The sequence below is a fragment of the Pseudomonas sp. HMSC065H01 genome (genome assembly GCF_001815235.1).
Taxonomy (GTDB): Bacteria; Pseudomonadota; Gammaproteobacteria; order Pseudomonadales; family Pseudomonadaceae; genus Pseudomonas; species Pseudomonas aeruginosa.
In genome coordinates, this window is record NZ_KV819862.1 from 34365 (window position 1) to 54456 (window position 20092).

Below are 20092 nucleotides of genomic sequence, written 5' to 3' on the forward strand. Positions count from 1 at the left end.
GGAGTACAACCATGGCGTTCTTCACCGCGGCCAGCAAAGCCGATTTCCAGCATCAACTGCAGACGGCACTGGCGCAGCACCTCGGCGACAAGGCGTTACCACAAGTCACGCTGTTCGCCGAACAGTTCTTCAGCCTGATCTCCCTCGATGAACTGACCCAGCGTCGGCTTTCCGACCTGGTCGGTTGCACCCTTTCCGCCTGGCGCCTGCTGGAGCGCTTCGACCGCGACCAGCCCGAAGTCCGCGTATACAACCCCGACTACGAGAAGCACGGCTGGCAATCCACCCACACCGCGGTAGAAGTGCTGCACCCGGACCTGCCGTTCCTGGTCGACTCGGTGCGCATGGAACTGAACCGCCGCGGCTACAGCATCCATACCCTGCAGACCAACGTCCTCAGCGTGCGCCGCTCGGCCAAGGGCGAGCTGAAGGAAATCCTGCCCAAGGGTAGCCAGGGCAAGGACGTCAGCCAGGAATCGCTGATGTACCTGGAGATCGACCGTTGCGCCCACGCCGGCGAACTGCGGGCGCTGGAGAAGGCCATCCTGGAAGTGCTCGGTGAAGTACGCGTGACCGTCGCCGACTTCGAACCGATGAAGGCCAAGGCCCGCGAACTGCTGACCTGGCTTGGCAAGGCCAAGCTGAAGGTGCCGGCGGAGGAACTGAAGGAAGTACGCAGCTATCTCGAATGGCTGCTGGACAACCACTTCACCTTCCTCGGCTACGAGGAATTCAGCGTCGCCGACGAGGCCGACGGCGGGCGCATGGTCTACGATGAGAAATCCTTCCTCGGCCTGACCCGTCTGCTGCGTGCCGGCCTGAGCAAGGATGACCTGCACATCGAGGACTATGCCGTCGCCTACCTGCGCGAACCGGTCCTGCTGTCCTTCGCCAAGGCTGCCCATCCGAGCCGTGTGCACCGCCCGGCCTACCCGGACTACGTGTCGATCCGCGAGCTGGACGGCAAGGGCCGGGTGATCCGCGAGTGCCGCTTCATGGGCCTGTTCACCTCCTCGGTGTACAACGAGAGCGTCAACGACATCCCCTTCATCCGCGGCAAGGTCGCCGAAGTGATGCGGCGCTCCGGTTTCGACACCAAGGCCCACCTCGGCAAGGAACTGGCCCAGGTGCTGGAAGTACTGCCGCGCGACGACCTGTTCCAGACCCCGGTGGACGAGCTGTTCAGCACCGCCCTGGCGATCGTCCGCATCCAGGAGCGCAACAAGATCCGCGTGTTCCTGCGCAAGGACCCCTACGGTCGCTTCTGCTACTGCCTGGCCTACGTGCCGCGCGACGTGTATTCCACCGAGACGCGCCTGAAGATCCAGCAGGTCCTGATGGAGCGCCTGCAGGCGAGCGACTGCGAGTTCTGGACCTTCTTCTCCGAGTCGGTGCTGGCCCGCGTGCAGTTCATCCTCCGCGTCGACCCGAAGTCGCGCATCGACATCGACCCGGCGCGCCTGGAGGAAGAAGTGATCCAGGCCTGCCGTTCCTGGCAGGACGACTACAGCAGCCTGGTGGTGGAAAACCTCGGCGAGGCCAAGGGCACCAACGTCCTGGCCGACTTCCCGAAAGGCTTCCCGGCCGGCTATCGCGAGCGCTTCGCCCCGCACTTCGCGGTGGTCGACCTGCAGCACCTGCTCAGCCTCTCCGAGCAGCGCCCGCTGGTGATGAGTTTCTACCAGCCGCTGGCGCAGGGCGAGCAGCAACTGCACTGCAAGCTGTACCACGCCGACACCCCGCTGGCCCTGTCCGACGTCCTGCCGATCCTGGAGAACCTCGGCCTGCGCGTGCTCGGCGAATTCCCCTACCGCCTGCGCCACCAGAACGGCCGTGAATACTGGATCCACGACTTCGCCTTCACCTACGCCGAAGGGCTGGACGTGGACATCCAGCAGCTCAACGAGATCCTCCAGGACGCCTTCGTCCACATCGTCAGCGGCGATGCCGAGAACGACGCCTTCAACCGCCTGGTGCTGACCGCCAACCTGCCGTGGCGCGACGTCGCCCTGCTGCGTGCCTACGCGCGTTACCTGAAGCAGATCCGCCTGGGCTTCGACCTCGGCTACATCGCCAGTGCGCTGAATGCCCACACCGACATCGCCCGCGAGCTGGTGCGGCTGTTCAAGACCCGCTTCTACCTGGCGCGCAAACTCACCGCGGAAGACCTGGAAGACAAGCAACAGAAGCTGGAGCAGGCGATCCTCGGTGCCCTCGACGAAGTCCAGGTGCTCAACGAGGACCGCATCCTGCGGCGCTACCTCGACCTGATCAAGGCGACCCTGCGGACCAACTTCTACCAGCCCGACGGCAACGGCCAGAACAAGAGCTACTTCAGCTTCAAGTTCAACCCGAAGGCCATTCCGGAGCTGCCCAGGCCGGTGCCCAAGTACGAGATCTTCGTCTACTCGCCGCGCGTCGAGGGCGTGCACCTGCGCGGCGGCAAGGTGGCTCGCGGCGGCTTGCGCTGGTCGGACCGCGAGGAAGACTTCCGCACCGAGGTGCTCGGCCTGGTCAAGGCCCAGCAGGTGAAGAACGCGGTGATCGTGCCGGTCGGCGCCAAGGGCGGCTTCGTCCCGCGCCGCCTGCCGCTTGGCGGTAGCCGCGACGAGATCCAGGCCGAGGCGATCGCCTGCTACCGGATCTTCATTTCCGGCCTGCTCGATATCACCGACAACCTCAAGGAAGGCGAAGTGGTGCCGCCGGCCAACGTGGTCCGCCACGACGAGGACGATCCCTACCTGGTGGTCGCCGCGGACAAGGGCACGGCGACCTTCTCCGACATCGCCAACGGCATCGCCGCCGAGTACGGCTTCTGGCTCGGCGACGCCTTCGCCTCGGGCGGCTCCGCCGGCTACGACCACAAGGGCATGGGGATTACCGCCAAGGGCGCCTGGGTCAGCGTGCAACGGCACTTCCGCGAGCGCGGCATCGACGTGCAGAAGGACAACATCAGCGTCATCGGCATCGGCGACATGGCCGGCGACGTGTTCGGCAACGGCCTGCTGATGTCGGACAAGCTGCAACTGGTGGCCGCCTTCAACCACATGCATATCTTCATCGACCCGAACCCGGACGCCGCCAGCAGCTTCGTCGAGCGCCAGCGCCTGTTCAACCTGCCGCGTTCGAGCTGGGCCGACTACGACGCCAAGCTGATCTCCGCCGGCGGCGGGATCTTCCTGCGCAGCGCCAAGAGCATCGCCATCACCCCGGAAATGAAGGCGCGCTTCGACATCCAGGCCGACAGGCTGGCGCCCACCGAGCTGATCCATGCGCTGCTCAAGGCGCCGGTCGACCTGCTCTGGAACGGCGGGATCGGTACCTACGTGAAGTCGAGCAAGGAAACCCACGCCGATGTCGGCGACAAGGCCAACGATGGTCTGCGCGTCGACGGCCGCGAGCTGCGCGCGAAGGTGGTGGGCGAGGGCGGCAACCTGGGCATGACCCAACTGGCGCGGGTCGAGTTCGGCCTGCACGGCGGTGCTAACAACACCGACTTCATCGACAACGCCGGTGGCGTGGACTGCTCCGACCATGAGGTCAACATCAAGATCCTGCTCAACGAAGTGGTGCAGGCCGGCGACATGACCGAGAAGCAGCGCAACGCGCTGCTGGTGAAGATGACCGACGCGGTCGGCGCCCTGGTGCTGGGCAACAACTACAAGCAGACCCAGGCGCTGTCCCTGGCGCAACGTCGCGCCCGCGAGCGGATCGCCGAGTACAAGCGGCTGATGGGCGACCTCGAGGCGCGTGGCAAGCTCGATCGCGCCCTGGAGTTCCTGCCTTCCGACGAGGAGCTGGCGGAACGCATCAGTGCCGGCCAGGGGCTGACCCGCGCCGAGCTGTCGGTGCTGATCTCCTACAGCAAGATCGACCTCAAGGAATCGCTGCTGAAATCGCTGGTGCCGGACGACGACTACCTGACCCGCGACATGGAGACCGCCTTCCCGGCATTGCTGGCGGAGAAGTTCGGCGACGCCATGCGCCGCCATCGCCTGAAGCGCGAGATCGTCAGCACGCAGATCGCCAACGACCTGGTCAACCACATGGGCATCACCTTCGTGCAGCGCCTGAAGGAGTCCACCGGCATGAGCGCGGCCAACGTCGCCGGGGCCTACGTGATCGTCCGCGACGTGTTCCACCTGCCGCACTGGTTCCGCCAGATCGAGAACCTCGACTACCAGGTGCCCGCTGATATCCAGCTGACCCTGATGGACGAACTGATGCGTCTCGGTCGCCGCGCCACCCGCTGGTTCCTCCGCAGCCGCCGCAACGAGCTGGACGCGGCGCGCGACGTGGCCCACTTCGGCCCGCGCATCGCCGCCCTCGGCCTGAAGCTCAACGAGCTGCTCGAAGGGCCGACCCGCGAGCTGTGGCAGGCGCGCTACCAGACCTACGTCGACGCCGGCGTGCCGGAACTGCTGGCACGCATGGTGGCCGGTACCAGCCACTTGTACACGCTGCTGCCGATCATCGAGGCGTCCGACGTGACCGGCCAGGACACCGCGGAAGTGGCCAAGGCCTATTTTGCCGTGGGCAGCGCGCTGGACCTGACCTGGTACCTGCAACAGATCACCAACCTGCCGGTGGAGAACAACTGGCAGGCGCTGGCCCGCGAGGCGTTCCGCGACGACCTCGACTGGCAGCAGCGGGCGATCACCGTCTCGGTGTTGCAGATGCAGGACGGACCGAAGGAGGTCGAGGCTCGCGTCGGCCTGTGGCTGGAACAGCACCTGCCGCTGGTCGAGCGCTGGCGGGCGATGCTGGTCGAACTGCGTGCCGCGTCGGGTACCGACTACGCCATGTACGCCGTGGCCAACCGCGAGCTGATGGACCTGGCGCAGAGCAGCCAGCACGGTGTCTGCATCCCCTGATGCGACCGGACTGACGGCAAGCAAGAGCCCCGCCCTAGTGCGGGGCTCTTTCATTTCAGCTGTCGTGCCGTCGGTCGGGTCCCATGGCGGGCGGCGTTGGATGTGTTATTTTGCTATGAAAATATAGCTATGATTATGTAGATAAATATGCCCACCAACCAGGATCTCCAACTGGCAGCGCATCTGCGCAGCCAGGTCACCACCCTGACCCGCCGCCTGCGTCGCGAGGCGCAGGCCGATCCGGTGCAATTCTCGCAACTGGTCGTGCTTGGCGCGATCGACCGCCTTGGCGGCGACGTCACACCTTCCGAGCTGGCCGCCGCCGAGCGGATGCGCTCGTCGAATCTGGCCGCGCTGCTGCGCGAACTGGAACGCGGAGGGCTGATCGTCCGTCACGCCGATCCGCAAGATGGGCGCAGAACCCGCGTGTCGCTGAGCTCGGAGGGCCGGCGAAATCTCTACGGCAACCGCGCCAAGCGCGAAGAATGGCTGGTGCGTGCCATGCACGCCTGTCTCGACGAGAGCGAGCGCGCCCTGCTGGCGGCGGCCGGTCCGTTGCTGACACGCCTGGCGCAATTCGAGGAGCCCTGAATCCAGGGCTTTGGGTTCCGGCAGATGGAAGAGGAGTTCCCGATGAACACAGCACTGATCGGTCTCGACTACATCGTCGATATCATGCATCCCGACGGTAGGATTGCCCGCTGTGCAGAACAGGCCGCCTTGCGTGGCGTGGTCGCGCGTTTCAACCGCGCGCTCGCCGTCGCCGAGCAGCTTGGCTGGCTGCGGATCGCGGTGAGGGTGGGCTTCGAGCCCGGCTATCCGGACCTGCCGGAACATTCGCCGATCTTCGCTGCCGCGCAGGCACTCGGCGCTCTCGACCTCTGCGGGCGCGGTTGCGCATTTCATCCTGACCTGAAGCGGGATGCCGTGCAGATGGAAGTGCTCAAGCCGCGCATCAGCGCCTTCTATGCCACGCGCCTGGAGGCCGTGTTGCGGGCGAGGCGGATCGAGCGCCTGGTGCTCGCCGGTGTCAGTACGACCTGGGCTGTGCAGGCCGCCGCGCGCGATGCGCACGATCGCGACTACCAAGTGCTGGTGTTGGAGGAGGCCTGCGCGGCGGCCAGCGACGAGGAGCACCGGCGCTCCATCGAGGTCCTGGGCGGCATCGCGCGGATCGTCACGCTCGACCAGTTGGCAGCGCTCTAGGCGGCGCGTCGTGTGTGCGCCTCGCTGACACGCCTGTTCGACGGCCGCGCCATGGGGCGCGCGCTCGCCGTGTCGCTGCCGCTGTTCGTGCTCTACAGCGCCAGCGGCGATGCCAACTGGCTGCTGGCGAATATCGCGACGATCTCCGTGGCGGTCGTCGTCGAGCGGGTCGGTAGCGCACCGCTCGCGGCGCTCGGCCAGGGGGTGGCGATCATCCTCGGCTTTCTCGGCCTGTCGTTCGCGCTCGCCTGGGGAGCGGCGTTTGCCATCGCTTGCGCAGCGCTCGCCGCTGCTGCTGTCGCGCTATCCGGCCTGGATACGCGCTTGCGCACGCTGGGCAATTTCGTCTTTATTCCTGTGCTCTATCTGGCCTGCGAGGTTGCCGCGACGCACCGCGCTGCGCTGTCCCTGGTGCCGTATCTCGTCGTCGCGACGCTACCATCGGTGGCGCTCGCCGGTGTCGATACCTTGCGCCACGCAGCGCTCGCACGCCGTTACGGCACCCTGCTGCGCTGGCGTGGGGCGCACTTGACGGGCCACGCGGCCGCGCATGACGAGCTGCTCCAGGCTGTGTTGGCGGTCACACTCGCCGTAGCCTGCAGCGCGACCTTGGTGGCGTGGCGGCACATCGAATACGGCCAGTGGGCGATCTGGTCGTCCGCCAGCGTGGTTACCGGCAATGCCGCCAGCGCGCACCTGAAGCTGCGCGATCGCGGGCTTGGCGCGCTGCTCGGCGTACCGCTCGGCCTCGCGGTAGGGGCCGCTCTACCGCATGTTCTATTGGTCCACACCTTGGCGACTCTTGCCTCGGTCCTCACCCTCGTCGGATTCCGTCACTACGCGACAGGCTTTGCCGCGCGTTGCGCGTGCATCGCCTGCGCCTCCTGGGCGATTCAGCAGTCGCCCCTGGTCGCCTCGCTGCGGGTCGCCGAAGTACTGGCGGGTGGGGCGATAGGCGTCGCCTCGGTGTGGCTGGTGCGGTTCCTCGCACGCAACTGAAGGCGGTGCGACCGCACGCGCGTGCGCCAAATGCCCGGCGCCTTTCGTTGGCCGGAAAAGACAACCTGTTTCACGGATTTAATAAATATTTAGTTATTAGCGAACGGCGTCTACCGAACCGATGGGTCTAGACGAAGTGACTTCCGGGGGCTTCCGGAGGGCCGTCGACTTTCCTGATGAAGTGCGTGAAACCTGGGCTTTCCACTTTGCCACACCGGTGTCTCGGAAAGCGCGGAGTTGACCTGCAAAGCGTCACGGGCAGGCAAAAGGACACCATGGCGTCATGTATGTGCCTAAAAATTGACAGTTTCCGCTTAAAAATTTAGCAATTAGCATATTTAGTCATTAGATTGACGTTAATCGCCTGCGGCTGCTTTGGCTGTGCCCGCACTGTCAGGGATTCGACGTTGCCACCGGAAACCGCATCCATGCTTCCGACCTGCCGCTTCGGTCGGTATCGACCCTGCCGCGTAGGCTGGGCATGCGGTTCAGCAAGAAAGGAATCGCCGTGCTGCGTCTGCCGTCCCGCCGTAACACCCTTCGACCCATCGAGCGCCCGCTCGCCTGGCTTGCCGGCCTGGCGCTGGCGCTTTGTGCCGGCACTGCCGCAGGGGCTGCCGGCGGGCCGTCCAGCGTGGCGTTCTGGTACGCCGAGCGGCCGCCGCTGGCCGAGCTTTCCCAGTTCGACTGGGTGGTGCTCGAAGCGGCGCACCTCAAGCCGGCCGATGTCGGGTATCTGAAAGAGCAGGGCAGCACGCCCTTCGCCTATCTGTCGGTCGGCGAGTTCGACGGCGACGCCGCCGCCATCGCCGACAGCGGCCTGGCCCGGGGCAAGAGCGCGGTCCGCAACCAAGCCTGGAGCAGCCAGGTAATGGACCTCGCCGCGCCGAGCTGGCGGGCGCACCTGCTCAAGCGCGCCGCGGAGCTGCGCAAACAGGGCTACGCCGGCCTGTTCCTCGATACCCTGGACAGCTTCCAGCTACAGGCCGAGGAGCGCCGCGAGGGCCAGCGCCGGGCGCTGGCCAGTTTCCTCGCCCAGCTGCATCGCCAGGAGCCGGGCCTCAAGCTGTTTTTCAATCGCGGTTTCGAAGTGCTGCCGGAGTTGCCCGGCGTCGCGTCGGCGGTGGCCGTGGAGTCGATCCATGCCGGTTGGGACGCCGCTGCCGGGCAATACCGCGAGGTGCCCCAGGACGATCGCGATTGGCTGAAGGGCCACCTGGATGCCCTGCGCGCCCAGGGCATGCCCATCGTCGCCATCGACTACCTGCCGCCGGAGCGGCGTGACGAGGCGCGCACGCTCGCTGCGCGCCTGCGTAGCGAAGGCTACGTGCCGTTCGTCAGCACCCCGGCGCTGGACTACCTGGGGGTGAGCGACGTCGAGGTGCAACCGCGGCGCATCGCGCTGCTCTACGATCCGCGCGAGGGCGACCTGACCCTGAGCCCCGGTCACGTCTACCTCGGCGGCCTGCTCGAATACCTCGGTTATCGGGTCGACTACCTGCCCACCGACCAGCCGCTGCCCGAACGTCCGCTGAGCGGTCTCTACGCCGGGGTGGTGACCTGGATGACCAGTGGACCGCCGCTGGCCAGCGACGCCTTCGACAACTGGATCGCTGCACGTCTCGACGAAAAGGTGCCGGTGGCGTTCCTCGCCGGCCTGCCCACAGAGAACGACGGCCTGTTGCAGCGCCTGGGTATTCGCCGGCTGTCGCAGAAGCTCAAGGTCAAGCCGAGCACCGAGACCCACGACCAGGCGCTGCTTGGTTCCTTCGAAGCGCCGCTGGTGATCCGGATCCGCGACCTGCCGGCGCTCACCGTACTCGATCCGGCGCGGGTGACCCCGGCGCTCAAGCTCAAGGGCGACGGCAAGGAGTACGTGCCGGTGGCGACCGCCGACTGGGGGGGCTTCGCCCTGGCGCCCTATGTGCTGGAGGAGGGTAGCGAGCACCGGCGCTGGATCCTCGATCCGTTCGCCTTCCTGCGCAAGGCCTTGCGTCTTGTGCCGCTGCCGAGTCCCGACGCGACCACCGAGAATGGCCGGCGCATCGCCACCGTGCACATCGATGGCGACGGCTTCGTCTCCCGTGCCGAGGTGCCCGGCAGTCCCTATGCCGGCCAGCAGGTGCTGGAGGACTTCATCAAGCCCTATCCGTTCCTCACCTCGGTCTCGGTGATCGAAGGCGAGGTCGGGCCGAAGGGCATGTACCCGCACCTGGCCAGGGAACTGGAGCCGATCGCCCGGCGCATCTTCGCCGACGACAAGGTGGAGGTCGCCAGCCATACCTTCAGCCATCCGTTCTTCTGGCAGCCGCAACTGGCCGAGCAGGGCGAGAACTTCGAGGCCCAGTATGGCTACAAGATGGCTATCCCGGGCTACGACAAGGTCGACTTCGTACGCGAGGTGATCGGCGCCCGCGACTACATCGAGCAGCGCCTGACCACCCCGCGGAAGCCGGTCAAGATGATCTTCTGGTCCGGCGACGCGCTGCCCGACGCCGCCACCATCAAGCTCGCCTACGACGCCGGGCTGATGAACGTCAACGGCGGCAATACCGCGCTGACCCGGGCCTTTCCCTCGCTGACCGGACTCTACCCGCTTATCCGGCCCACCCGCGGCGGCGTGCAGTACTACGCGCCGATCATCAACGAGAACGTCTACACCAATCTCTGGCAGGGGCCGTACTACGGCTTCCGCGGCGTCATCGATACCTTCGCCCTGACCGACAGCCCGCGCCGCCTGCGCGGCCTGCACCTGTACTACCACTTCTATTCGGGGACCAAGCAGGCCTCGATCCGCACCATGCACCAGATCTACGCGGCGATGCAGGCGGAGCATCCGTTGTCGCTGTGGATGAGCGACTACATCCCGCGCCTGGAAGGCCTGCATCGCGCCAGCCTGGCCAAGCGTGCCGATGGCAGTTGGCAACTGCGTGGCTTCGCCGCCTTGCGCACGGTGCGCCTGGACCCGGCGCTGGGTTGGCCGGACCTCGGCCGCTCCACGGGAGTCGCGGGCGTGCGCGACCTGCCCCAGGGGCGCTATGTGCACCTGAGTGCGGCGAATGCGCGCCTGGTCCTGCGCGACAGCCGCGATCCGCGGCCGGCGCTGGAGGAGGCCAACCTGCCGCTGAAGCACTGGCGCTACCGCGACGATGGCCGCGTCGAGTTCGCCTTCGCCGGGCACCTGCCATTACGCCTGGTGGTGCGCGCGGCGGGCGATTGCCGGCTGAGCGCGGCCGGCAAGGCCTTCCCGGGAAAGGCCGGCAACGGCCTGTGGACGTTCGAGTTGCCGATGGAGCAGGTGCGCGATGGCCAACTCGTCTGCCGCTGACAAGCATCCCCAGGCGCGCCTGCTGAATCCCTGGGCCCTGCTGCCGGTCGCTCTCGGGGTGGCGCTGGTGCTGTGGCTGACCTTCAACAGCGAAGAAGTATTCATGCCCAGCGGCGATGGCGAGCCCGACGCGGTCTCGGTGAACTACGCCGAACTGCTGTTGCAGGCGCACCCGGAGAACGACGCGCTGCGCCTGACCCTGATCGACCTGCTGGTCAAGCTCGGCGACTTCGAGCAGGCGCGTCATCACCTCGCCCGTCTGCGCGGCAAGGACCGCCTGGCAACGCCGTTCTACGAGGTGGAACTGGACATCCTTGGCGCCCTGGCCAGGCCCGAGGGCATGGATGAGGAGCAGACGCGCCGATTGCTGGAGCGCCTGCGCAAGATCGAGCACGTTTCGTTGAACGACGCCATGCTCGAACGACTTGCCCGTCATGCCCTGGCCCTGGACGCGCCGGACCTGGCGGCGCGGACCTTTGCCGAACTGGCCGGCCGCGACCCGCAGGGCCGGCAGCGCTGGCTGGACGAGGCGGCGCGCTGGTACCTGGCTTCCGGCGAGCCGCTGCCGGCGGCGGACATCCAGCGGCAACTGGCCGAAGCGCAAACCGAGCCGGCGAAGTGCCTGGCCTATCTGCGCCAGGCCTTCGCCAGCCTGCTCGCTGGCGAGCGCGGCGAACAGGCGGCGTTGTTGCTGGACGAGCGGCTGGACGCCTTGCCGGAGGATGAATCGACCCTGGCCTGGCTCGCCGAGGGCGTACGCGCCGCCGAAGGCAGCCAGCGCTACGACCTGGCCGAACGCTTCATCCGGCGCTGGCGCGAATTGCGCCCCGAGGACCATGAGGCGCTGGCCGCCGACCTGCGCCTGAACATGGCCGCCGGGCGGGTCGAGCGGGCCTGGGAGGTCGGCCGGGAGCTGCTGGCCCTGCGCCCGGAGGACAGGACGCTGCTGGCCGATCTCGCGCGCCTTGGCGAATGGACCGGCAACGGCCCGCAGGCCCTGGGCCTGTGGAAGCAACTGCTGGCCGGCGCCGATGACCCGGCCCTGCGCGAGCATGCCTGGCGCCTGTCGCTGCAGATGTTCGATTTCGACAGCGCCATCGAGCTGCTGGCGCCCATCGGTGCGCAGCGACAGATGACCGACGAGGAACTCGATGCGCTGGTCTACAGCCATGAAACCCGCGGCACGCCGGAAGAGGGCGAGGCATGGCTGCGCGGCTACGTGCAGCGTTATCCGAAACAGCGCCTGGCCTGGCAGCGCTTGCAACAGATTCTCGAACACACCCAGCAGTTGCAGGAAGAGACCGGGGTCTGGGCGCGGATGGCCCGGCATTTCCCGCTGAGTGTCAAGGAACGCATGCAGTGGGCGGAAACCCACTGGAACCTGTTCGATCCGCGCCAGGCCTGGAAGGTCCTCGCCGGCGTGGATACCCGCGCGATCCGCGAGCCGGAGTTCTGGCGCCTGCGCGCGGCGCTGGCCTGGGCCCTGGAGCAGGACGACGATGCCCGCGCCGCCTACGAGCGCATGCTGGCCCTGGACATCCGCCTGAACAGCAGCGACGAGGACCAGTTGATCGCCCTGTACCGGGACAGCAATCCGAAGCAGGCCTTGCAGGTGCTTATCGGCAGTTGGCAGCGCAGCCGCGATCCGCGGCGCCTGGCCAGCGCCCTGCAACTGGCGGAGAACCTCCACGACTGGCCGGCCCTGAAGAGCCTGCTGGCCGAGGCCGAAGGCCTGCCGGAAGCGCAGGGCAGCCCCTATTACTGGGTGGCCAGGGCGCGGCTGGCGGAACAGGAAGGCCATGGCGACGTCGCCGAGCGTCTGTACCGGGAAGCCCTGGTGCGTTTCCCCGGCGAGAACCTGGTGCGCGAACGCCTGCTCTGGTTCTACATCGACCGTGGCCGTCGCGACAGCCTGGCGCCCCTGTTGGCGCAGTGGCATGGCCTGGCGCTGCGGGACAGCACGCTGTGGCTGCCGTTCGCCAGCGCCAGCCTGCTGCTCGAGCGTAACGACCAGGCGCTGGCCTGGTTCCGCCTGTACCTCAAGTCCAATCCCAACGACTGGCTGGTGCAGGCCGCCTACGCCGACGCACTGGATGCCAGCGGCTACAAGGACAAGGCACTGCGCCTGCGCCGACTACTGCTCCGGCGGCTCGACCGCGAGGCGGTCAGGGCCACCCCGGACAGCTTCGCCGCCTACCTGCGCCTGCTCGCCGTGGCCCAGGGGCCGCTGCTCGCCCAGGGCGAGGCGCGGCGGGCCTGGAATGGCGAGCCGGCGATGCTGCAGCTGTGGTTCGAGCAGTTCCTCGACCAGCTCGCCGCCACCAACCAGGAGCCGCTGAAGGATGACTGGCTGGCCTGGGCGCGCGGCCGGGGCCTGAAGATCGGGCGCAACGAAGAGATCCAGGCCGCCCTGCGCAGCCAGAATCGCGCCGCCCTGCAACGCCTGCTGGAGCGCGGCGAGCTGGATCCGGCGCAGCGGGTCGAGGCGCTGGTGCGTCTCGGCCATGGCGGCGAAGCGCTGGGCGAGGCCCTGGGCGCACTGGGCGACGGCCACTCGCGCGACAACCGCGAGCAGCTGCGGCGGCAGGCGGCGGAAATCCTCGAACGCACTCCCCAGGGCCTGCAACTGGGTTGGAACAAGCGCGACTTCGGCGGTCTCGACTTCAAGGGGCCGACGCTGCGCGCGGCGCGCCACCTCGGCGACGACTGGTACGCCGATCTCGAACTGGGCAGTGGCCGCTATCACGGCGATGCGCTGGATAGCTCGCTCCTCGGTAGCGAACGCAACGCCAGGCTGACGTTGCGGCGCGAACTGGCCGATGGCTTCGCCGCGGCGACGCTCGATGGCAGCTGGCGCGACGACGAGGACCGCCACGGTCTGGGGGTGCTGCGCAATTGGCGGCTGAGCTCGCGCGACGAACTGGAAGCGGGCCTCGACTGGCACCGCGAGACCGACGAGACCGGCCTGATGCGAGCCCTCGGCATGCGCGACAGCCTACGGCTCGGCGGCCGCCACACCCTCAGCGGGCGCGACCAGTTGAGCTGGTCGCTGGCGCACAACCGCTTCTCTACCCGCCAGGGCGACGACCTCGGCAACGGCGAGGCGCTGTCCCTGGAATGGGCCCACACACTGTTCTTCGACGGCCCGGCCTGGCAACTGCGCGGCGGCATCGACTACCAGCGCAATCGCCTGGAGAACCGCGTGCCGGACGACCTGCTGGCGGCCCATGGCGGTGCGCTGGCGCTCGATGGCGCGCGCAGCCAGGACCTGCTGCAGGACCGCTATGGCCAGGTTTACCTCGGCAGCACCTGGCGCCGTGGCTTCCCTGGCGCGCTGAACCGCAGCCGTCCGCAATACACCTGGATCGTCGACACCCTGGCCGGCTGGCAGTGGACAGAGAAGGAGTTCAACTACGGCATCGATCTCGGCATCGGCATGGAGCTGCTGGGCGACGACGAACTGGCGTTCACCTTCGGCTACCAGTCGGCTCCCCAGGGCGGCGGCGGCGATGCCGGCGGCACGCTCGGGGTGACCTACAGCACGCGCTTCGGCCGCTGAACGCGGCCCGGATACGGAATTCAACAGGAGGAACACAACATGCAATCCATCCGCTGCCTGGCTCTCGCGGCCGTCGCCCTGTTCATGGCGGGCTGCTCCAGCTTCACCAGCGAAAGCGCTACGCCGCTGGCGCGCGGCGCGCAGTGGGGCCTGGTGCCGCTGCTCAATTACTCCCAGGCGCCGCAGGCCGGCGAGCGTGCCGAGCAGATCCTGCTCAGCGTGCTGGCCGAGGAGGGCGTGCGGCCGCGCCTGTACCCGGCGCAGCCGCAAGGCGACCTGCAACTGGTCGACGACCGCGAGCGCCAGCAGCGCGCGCTGGACTGGGCACGCCAGCAGAAGCTGGCCTACGTGGTCACCGGCAGCGTCGAGGAGTGGCAGTACAAGAACGGCCTGGACGGCGAGCCGGCGGTGGGCGTCAGCCTGCAGGTGCTGGAGCCGGCCTCCGGGCGGGTGCTCTGGAGCACCAGCGGGGCGCGCGCCGGCTGGTCCCGGGAAAGCCTGGCGGGCGCCGCGCAGAAAGTCCTGCGCGAGCTGGTCGGCGACCTGCGGCTCGAGTGACGGCGATGTCCGCGCACAAGGATTTCGCCCTCGCACCGCGCGCCAGCGGCAGCGTCTCCTGGGTCGAGACGCTGGTCATCAGCGCGCTCGCGCTGGGCCTGGGCTGGTGGTTCAGCCCGGACGACCCGCTGCAGGTCAACGCCACCTTTCCCTGGGTGATCCTCGCGCCCCTGTTGCTGGGCATGCGCTACGGCTTCGTCCGCGGGTTGGCCAGCGCGGCGCTGCTGGTGGCGGCGCTGTTCGCGTTTCGCGTCCAGGGCGTCGAGGCCTATGCCCAGGTACCGGCGGCCTTCATCGTCGGCGTGCTGCTCTGCGCCATGTTGGTGGGCGAGTTCCGCGACATCTGGGAACGCCGCCTGGAGCGCCTGGAGCTGGCGAACGAGTACCGTCAGTTGCGCCTCGACGAATTCACCCGCGCCCATCACATCCTGCGCATCTCCCACGATCGCCTGGAACAGCGGGTCGCCGGCAACGACCAGAGCCTGCGCAGTTCGCTGCTCGGTCTGCGACAACTGCTGCGCGAGCTGCCGGGCGATGAGGCACCGCTCGATGCGCTGGCGGAAACCGTGCTGGCGCTGCTGGCCCAGTACGGTTCGCTGCGCATCGCCGGACTCTACCGGGTGCGCCACGACCGCACCCCGGAGCCGCAACCCTTGGCGACGCTCGGCGAGATGCCGGCGCTGGACGCCGACGATCTGCTGGTGCGCACCTGCCTGGAGCGCGGCGAACTGGTCAGCGTGCGCCAGGAACTGCTGGAGCGTGGCGAGCAGCGTGCGCACAGCGCGCTGCAGGTGTGCGTGCCGCTGGTCGACACCGATGGGCGGATCCTCGCCCTGCTGGCGGTGGAGCAGATGCCGTTCTTCGTCTTCAACGAACGTACCTTCAGCCTGCTGGCGATCCTCGCCGGGCACATCGCCGACTTGCTGCAGAGCGACCGTCGCGCACTGCAACTGGCCGACATCGACGCCCAGCGCTTCTCCCAGTACCTCAAGCGCTCCCTGCTGGACGCCCGCGACCATGGATTGCCGGCCTGCCTGTATGCCTTCGAGTTGACCGATGCGCGCTACGGCGAAGAGGTCCAGCGTCTGCTTGAAGGCAGCCAGCGTGGCCTCGACGTGCAGTTGCGACTGCGCAACGACGAGGGCCGGCGGGTCCTGCTGGTGTTGTTGCCGCTGACTTCCGCCGAAGGCTCCCAGGGGTATCTGCAGCGCCTGAGGATTCTCTTCGCCGAACGCTTCGGCCAGGCCCGCGAGCTGGAGTCGCTGGGCGTGCGCATCCGCCAGTACGAACTGGACGCCGGCAACGATCGGCAGGCGCTGGGACATTTCCTTTTCAACGAGTGCGGCCTGAATGATCAGCAAGTGGCTGTTTAGCGGCGCCTTCCTGTTCGAGCTGAGCAGTTGGGCGAGTGTCTTCGCCGACCTGCCGTTCGGCCAGGCGCTGGCGCTCTACCTGTTCGCCCACGGCCTGGGCAGCGCGCTGCTGTGCGTCGGCGTATGGCTGCTGCTGCCGCGGCGCTACAAGTTCCCGCTGCCGTGGAGCCCGCTGTTCCTCTTCAGCCTGGCCTTCTTCGTGCCGCTGATCGGGGCGGTCGGCGTCGCCGCGGCGGTATTCCCGGCGCTATACCTGCCGCGCCAGCGTGGCGAGCAGGCCTGGCAGGCGATGGGCGTCCCCGAGCTGCCGTTCCGGCCGAAGGAAAAGCGCCTCGACATGATGTTCAGCGACGGCGGCCTGCAGGACGTCCTGCGCCATGCGCCGGACCCGAACCAGCGGCTCACGGCGATCTTCGCCACCCGGCGGATGCCCGGCAAGGAAGCGATCCCGATCCTCAAGCTGGCCCTGCGCGACCCTGCCGACGACGTCCGCCTGCTGGCCTACTCGATGCTCGACCAGAAGGAAAGCCGGATCAACCAGCGCATCGAGGCCGCCTTAGGCCGCCTCGCCGGCGCCACGCCGGCGCGACGCGGCGCGCTGCACGGAACCCTGGCGCGCTGGTACTGGGAACTGGCCTACCTGGGGTTGGCCCAGGGCAGCGTGCTGGAGCACATCCTCGAGCAGGCGCGCGAGCATACCGACCAGGCGCTGCGCGGCACACCCTCGGCCGACCTGCATCTGCTGGCCGGGCGCATCGCCCTCGAACAAGGCCGCCTGGAAGATGCCGGACGCGCCCTCCAGGCCGCCGAGGAGGCGGGAATCGATAGCGCCCAGCTGGCGCCGTTCCGCGCCGAGGTGGCGTTCTTCCAGCGGCGCTACCGGGACATCCCCCGGCTTCTCGCCGGAATGCCCGACGACATGCTGCAACGGCCGCCCTTCGCGGCCCTGGCGAGATACTGGACATGACCGAACACACCGCTCCGACGGCGCCCGTCGCCGATGTCTGCCTGCTGCTGGAGGGCACTTGGCCCTATGTCCGCGGCGGCGTCTCCAGCTGGGTCAACCAGTTGATCCTCGGTCTCCCCGACCTGACCTTCTCGGTGTTCTTCATCGGCGGCCAGAAGGATGCCTACGGCAAGCGCCACTACCCGATCCCGGACAATGTGCTGCACATCGAGGAACACTTCCTGGAAACCGCCTGGAGTTCGCCGAACCCGCAGACGCGACAGGGCAGTAGCGAGACCGAAAAGGCGTTGCGCGATCTGCACCGTTTCTTCCACTACCCGGAGACGCCGGACGTGGAGGAGGGCGACGCGCTGCTCGACCTGCTCGCCGAGGGCCGCATCGGCCGCGAGGACTTTCTCCACAGCAAGGCCAGTTGGGAGGCGATCACCGCAGGCTACGAGCGCTATTGCACCGATCCGTCCTTCGTCAATTACTTCTGGACCCTGCGCTCGATGCAGGCGCCGGTGTTCATGCTCGCCGAGACGGCCCGGCGGATGCCGCGGGCGCGCATGCTGCACTCGATCTCCACCGGCTACGCCGGCCTGCTGGGCTGCATCCTGCAACGTCGCTGGGGCTGCCGCTACCTGCTCAGCGAGCACGGCATCTACACCAAGGAGCGCAAGATCGACCTGGCCCAGGCCAACTGGATCGCGGAGAACCCCGACGAGCAGCTGAGTACCGGACTGGATGCCGAGGTCAGCTACATCCGTCGCTTGTGGATCCGCTTCTTCGAGCGTGTCGGCCTGCTCACCTATCGCGCCGCCAATCCGATCGTCGCCCTCTACGAAGGCAACCGCCAGCGCCAGGTACTCGATGGCGCCGAGCCACGGCGCACCCGGGTGATCCCCAACGGCATCGACCTCGATGCCTGGGCCGGCGCCCTCGAACGGCGGCCGCCGGGGATTCCGCCGGTGGTCGGGCTGGTCGGCCGGGTAGTGCCGATCAAGGACGTGAAGACCTTCATCCGCGCCATGCGCGGGGTGGTCAGCGCGATGCCGGAGGCGGAGGGCTGGATCGTCGGTCCGGAGGAGGAAGATCCGGACTATGCCAGCGAATGCCGCAGCCTGGTGGCCAGCCTCGGCCTGCAGGACAAGGTGAAGTTCCTCGGTTTCCGTCGGATCGGCGAGGTCCTGCCGCAACTCGGCCTGATGGTCCTCACCTCGATCAGCGAAGCGCAGCCGCTGGTGATCCTCGAAGCCTGGGCTGCCGGCGCCCCGGTGGTGAGCAGCGACGTCGGCTCCTGCCGCGAACTGATCGAAGGCGCCGACGCCGAAGATCGCGCCCTGGGTCGCGCCGGGGAGGTGGTGGCGATCGCCGACCCGCAGGCCACTTCGCGGGCGATCCTCGCCCTGCTGCGCAATCCGCAGCGCTGGCAGGCGGCCCAGGCGGTCGGCCTGCAACGGGTCGAACGCTACTACACCGAGGCGCTGATGCTCGGACGTTACCGCGGGCTGTACCGCGAAGCCACGGAGATTGCATGACATGGCCGGCATCGGCTTCGAACTGCGGAAGATCCTTTCCCGCGATTCCTATACGGCGACCCTGCGCGCCTACCTCTACGCCGGGCTGATCAGCTCCGGTCCCTGGGTGCTGTCGATCGTCAGCGTGATGCTGATCGGCGTGCTGAGCCTCGGCGTGGTGGTGCCGGACGTGCTGGTCCGGCAGTTCCTGATCACGGTGACCTACCTGATGGCGCTGTCGCTGATCTTCACCGGGGGACTGCAACTGTTCTTCACCCGCTTCATTTCCGATCGCCTGTTCGAGCGCAAGCACGAGGCGATCCTGCCCAACCTGGTGGGCGTGCTGTTGCTGGTGACGTTGGCGGCGGGCCTGCTCTCGGCGATATTGCTGGCGACCCTGTTCGATGAGCCGTTCGCTTACCGCCTGCTGGTGATGGCCAACTTCGTGGTGCTCTGCAACCTGTGGCTGGTGATCATCTTCCTGTCGGGAATGAAGGCCTACAAACGCATCCTGCTGGTGATGTTCATCGGCTACGCGCTGATGGTCGCCTGTGCCTACCTGCTGCGTTTCATGCAGATGGACGGCCTGCTGCTGGCATTGCTGATCGGCCACGCCAGCCTGCTGTTCGTCTTCCTCTACGACATCCTCCGCGAGTACCCGGCCAGGCGCATGGTGGCCTTCGACTTCCTCGACCGCCGGCAGGTCTTCGTCAGCCTGCTGCTGACCGGCCTCTGCTACAACCTGGGGATCTGGATCGACAAGTTCATCTTCTGGTTCAACCCCTCCACCTCGGACCTGGTGATCGGCCCGCTGCGCGCCTCGATCCTCTACGACCTGCCGATCTTCCTCGCCTACCTGTCGATCATTCCCGGCATGGCGGTGTTCCTGGTGCGCATCGAGACCGACTTCGCCGAGTGGTACGAGCGGGTCTACGAGGCGATCCGCGGCGGCGAGACTCTGCAGCACATCGGCCTGCTCAAGGAGCAGATGATCCTCGCCATCCGCCAGGGCCTGCTGGAAATCTGCAAGGTGCAGGGGCTGGCGGTGGTCCTGCTGTTCCTGCTGGCGCCGCAACTGCTCGGCTGGCTGGGAATTTCCCGCTACTACCTGCCGCTGTTCTACATCGACCTGATCGGGGTGAGCATCCAGGTAGTGTTCATGGCCTTGCTCAACGTCTTCTTCTACCTGGACAAGCGCCGCATCGTCCTCGAACTCTGCGTGCTGTTCGTGATCGTCAACGGCGCCCTGACCTTCGTCAGCCTGCTGCTCGGGCCGAGCTTCTTCGGCTACGGCTTCACCCTGTCGCTGCTGGTCTGCGTGCTGGTCGGGCTGTACCGCCTGACCACCGCGCTGGACGACCTGGAGTACGAGACCTTCATGCTCAATCGCTGAGGGGTTTCGCCGGCGGCAGGGTCTTTCAGAAAGGGCCGATTCACCCGGTTGAATCGGCCCCTTTTTTTGCTTCCTCGATGCGTTTTTGCAGCTTCTGCATATCCACCAGGCGTTGCGTACCGAAGGTTCGCATCGGCAGGTCGCCGCTCTCTATCCAGGCGTAGAGCAGGTCCGGCCGGTCGCTGAGGCCGGTCAGGAAGGCGAAACGCATCAGGGTTATATAGCGGGGGCACTCGGCGAAACCCTCTTGGGGGAGTTCTTCCACTTTCATCAGGCGTCCTGCACCATGGTCCGATGTTGGAGGGGAACCCTCGGTCTAGAGGGCTTGGATTCATA

Annotated in this window: 12 protein-coding genes; 11 read left to right on the plus strand and 1 reads right to left on the minus strand. The window is 67.3% G+C overall.

The window, feature by feature from the left end; all coding sequences use genetic code 11:
• The first annotated feature begins 11 nt into the window (after positions 1–11).
• The 11 genes from gdhB (at position 12) to pelG (ending at position 19756) form a co-directional block, all read left to right on the plus strand.
• The gene (gene gdhB / locus HMPREF3014_RS09625; protein ID WP_003103491.1) at positions 12–4874 is read left to right on the plus strand and encodes an NAD-glutamate dehydrogenase GdhB; all 4863 of its coding nucleotides are present in this window, start codon (positions 12–14) and stop codon (positions 4872–4874) included.
• Between the two features lie 147 nt (positions 4875–5021).
• Positions 5022–5465 (plus strand): MarR family winged helix-turn-helix transcriptional regulator, encoded by a 444-nt coding sequence (locus HMPREF3014_RS09630; protein ID WP_003109601.1) that lies wholly within the window; start codon positions 5022–5024, stop codon positions 5463–5465.
• 42 nt (positions 5466–5507) lie between these two features.
• Complete coding sequence (locus HMPREF3014_RS09635; RefSeq protein WP_023087159.1) at positions 5508–6080, plus strand: cysteine hydrolase family protein; 573 nt, start codon at positions 5508–5510, stop codon at positions 6078–6080.
• A 12-nt stretch (positions 6081–6092) separates the two neighbouring features.
• The gene (locus HMPREF3014_RS09640) at positions 6093–7079 is read left to right on the plus strand and encodes an FUSC family protein (protein ID WP_003103485.1); all 987 of its coding nucleotides are present in this window, start codon (positions 6093–6095) and stop codon (positions 7077–7079) included.
• Positions 7080–7560: 481 nt separating this feature from the next.
• Positions 7561–10407 carry a bifunctional glycoside hydrolase/polysaccharide deacetylase family protein gene (locus HMPREF3014_RS09645; protein WP_023087160.1) on the plus strand — a complete coding sequence of 949 codons (2847 nt, stop codon included), beginning with the start codon at positions 7561–7563 and terminating at the stop codon, positions 10405–10407.
• Positions 10385–13966 carry a tetratricopeptide repeat protein gene (locus tag HMPREF3014_RS09650; protein WP_023087161.1) on the plus strand — a complete coding sequence of 1194 codons (3582 nt, stop codon included), beginning with the start codon at positions 10385–10387 and terminating at the stop codon, positions 13964–13966. The genes HMPREF3014_RS09645 and HMPREF3014_RS09650 overlap by 23 nt, the downstream gene beginning before the upstream one ends.
• Before the next feature lie 39 nt (positions 13967–14005).
• A complete protein-coding gene (locus HMPREF3014_RS09655) occupies positions 14006–14524 on the plus strand; it encodes a pellicle/biofilm biosynthesis outer membrane protein PelC (RefSeq protein ID WP_003091288.1) in 519 nt (172 codons plus the stop codon).
• 5 nt (positions 14525–14529) lie between these two features.
• A complete protein-coding gene (locus HMPREF3014_RS09660) occupies positions 14530–15897 on the plus strand; it encodes a pellicle/biofilm biosynthesis GGDEF protein PelD (protein ID WP_003143627.1) in 1368 nt (455 codons plus the stop codon).
• Positions 15875–16864, plus strand: coding sequence for a tetratricopeptide repeat protein (locus HMPREF3014_RS09665; protein WP_003143628.1), 990 nt, complete (start codon positions 15875–15877; stop codon positions 16862–16864). The genes HMPREF3014_RS09660 and HMPREF3014_RS09665 overlap by 23 nt, the downstream gene beginning before the upstream one ends.
• On the plus strand, positions 16861–18384 hold the full coding sequence (pelF, locus tag HMPREF3014_RS09670) for a GT4 family glycosyltransferase PelF (protein WP_023087162.1): 1524 nt from the start codon (positions 16861–16863) through the stop codon (positions 18382–18384). The genes HMPREF3014_RS09665 and pelF overlap by 4 nt, the downstream gene beginning before the upstream one ends.
• A 1-nt stretch (position 18385) precedes the next feature.
• On the plus strand, positions 18386–19756 hold the full coding sequence (pelG, locus tag HMPREF3014_RS09675) for an exopolysaccharide Pel transporter PelG (RefSeq protein WP_003091283.1): 1371 nt from the start codon (positions 18386–18388) through the stop codon (positions 19754–19756).
• Positions 19757–19796: 40 nt separating this feature from the next.
• Here the strand turns inward: pelG and HMPREF3014_RS09680 are convergent, their stop codons facing one another.
• The gene (locus HMPREF3014_RS09680) at positions 19797–20027 is read right to left on the minus strand and encodes a hypothetical protein (protein ID WP_003091282.1); all 231 of its coding nucleotides are present in this window, start codon (positions 20025–20027) and stop codon (positions 19797–19799) included.
• Positions 20028–20092 lie beyond the last annotated feature (65 nt).

Excerpts from the sequence above, each read along its gene's own strand:
- gdhB (WP_003103491.1), top strand. The coding sequence starts at position 12 with ATGGCGTTCTTCACCGCGGCCAGCAAAGCCGATTTCCAGCATCAACTG.
- HMPREF3014_RS09630 (WP_003109601.1), top strand. The coding sequence starts at position 5,022 with ATGCCCACCAACCAGGATCTCCAACTGGCAGCGCATCTGCGCAGCCAG.
- HMPREF3014_RS09635 (WP_023087159.1), top strand. The coding sequence starts at position 5,508 with ATGAACACAGCACTGATCGGTCTCGACTACATCGTCGATATCATGCAT.
- HMPREF3014_RS09645 (WP_023087160.1), top strand. The coding sequence starts at position 7,561 with ATGCGGTTCAGCAAGAAAGGAATCGCCGTGCTGCGTCTGCCGTCCCGC.
- HMPREF3014_RS09650 (WP_023087161.1), top strand. The coding sequence starts at position 10,385 with ATGGCCAACTCGTCTGCCGCTGACAAGCATCCCCAGGCGCGCCTGCTG.
- HMPREF3014_RS09655 (WP_003091288.1), top strand. The coding sequence starts at position 14,006 with ATGCAATCCATCCGCTGCCTGGCTCTCGCGGCCGTCGCCCTGTTCATG.
- HMPREF3014_RS09660 (WP_003143627.1), top strand. The coding sequence starts at position 14,530 with ATGTCCGCGCACAAGGATTTCGCCCTCGCACCGCGCGCCAGCGGCAGC.
- HMPREF3014_RS09665 (WP_003143628.1), top strand. The coding sequence starts at position 15,875 with ATGATCAGCAAGTGGCTGTTTAGCGGCGCCTTCCTGTTCGAGCTGAGC.
- pelF (WP_023087162.1), top strand. The coding sequence starts at position 16,861 with ATGACCGAACACACCGCTCCGACGGCGCCCGTCGCCGATGTCTGCCTG.
- pelG (WP_003091283.1), top strand. The coding sequence starts at position 18,386 with ATGGCCGGCATCGGCTTCGAACTGCGGAAGATCCTTTCCCGCGATTCC.
- HMPREF3014_RS09680 (WP_003091282.1), bottom strand. The coding sequence starts at position 20,027 with ATGAAAGTGGAAGAACTCCCCCAAGAGGGTTTCGCCGAGTGCCCCCGC.